Consider the following 826-nt stretch of genomic DNA (forward strand, 5'->3'; position numbering starts at 1 on the left):
GAAGTTACGAAAAGAGTGTAATTTATTGGAAATGAGCGTAGGTTAATTGCTCTTGATAGTAATAGGTTACGATTTAGTTAGTTATCTACTGCATTATCCTTCTGCGCGTTGCGTAACCTTCAAAGAACTCTTCGTATGCAAAAGTAGCTATTTAATTCGAGATTTTGATATAAACTCCCGTTTTTTATCCCCTCATTCATAAGAATTTTCCGTAAAAGCGGTATTGTCCGTCGGCACACCATTGCCCAAAACGAGTTTGGAACAAACGTGTGCCGACTACCGCATAGCTGGAGAAAAGGGCATTGCCTCACGCCTAAACGATGTTTAGACAGATGAAGCAATGCCCCTTTCTTTTGCGCCTATGCCAAGAGGTGCTTTTACGGGTTTTCAAATGATTTTTCTTTTTTCGCTGTCTCTTTTGCCGGAAGCGGAAAGTGAATGCAGAGTGTGTCAGCCTGCCCCATGAATGAAACAGGCGCCCACACACAGCCGGACAAACCGGGAAGAATGATTGTTGCCACCCGGCTGAACAAGTTCCGTCGGATCGGAAACAATCATACTTCCTTTGTTGTGGTTTGCCCTTTTCACGCTTCCGGTGATGTCTTTTTCCTTTTGGTGATTCTTTTTTTTACGGATTTTCCCCTGAAGTTTTTTTCTACACAATCTGCCTCTGTTTTCGTTTACCTCCATTTTGCGCCTTTCAGTAAGCCGCATCAGTCAGTCATTTTCGTTCTGGGCGCAAAGGTAATTCCGGGATTGGACGGGAAAGCAAGGTCAAGCCTCCTGTTTTCGGTAAAAATCTCCAGCCCTGCGGGTAGTATTTTGA

The 826-nt window shown here is 43.9% G+C and carries 1 protein-coding gene; it reads left to right on the forward strand.

All coding sequences use genetic code 11. From position 1 onward, the window contains the following. Positions 1-462: 462 nt before the first annotated feature. Positions 463-826: hypothetical protein (locus WKT12_RS16450; RefSeq protein WP_445323152.1), on the forward strand; the 364-nt coding region annotated here is incomplete at its 3' end.

It is taken from the genome of Phocaeicola sp. HCN-6420 (assembly GCF_037890145.1).
Lineage (GTDB): Bacteria > Bacteroidota > Bacteroidia > Bacteroidales > Bacteroidaceae > Phocaeicola.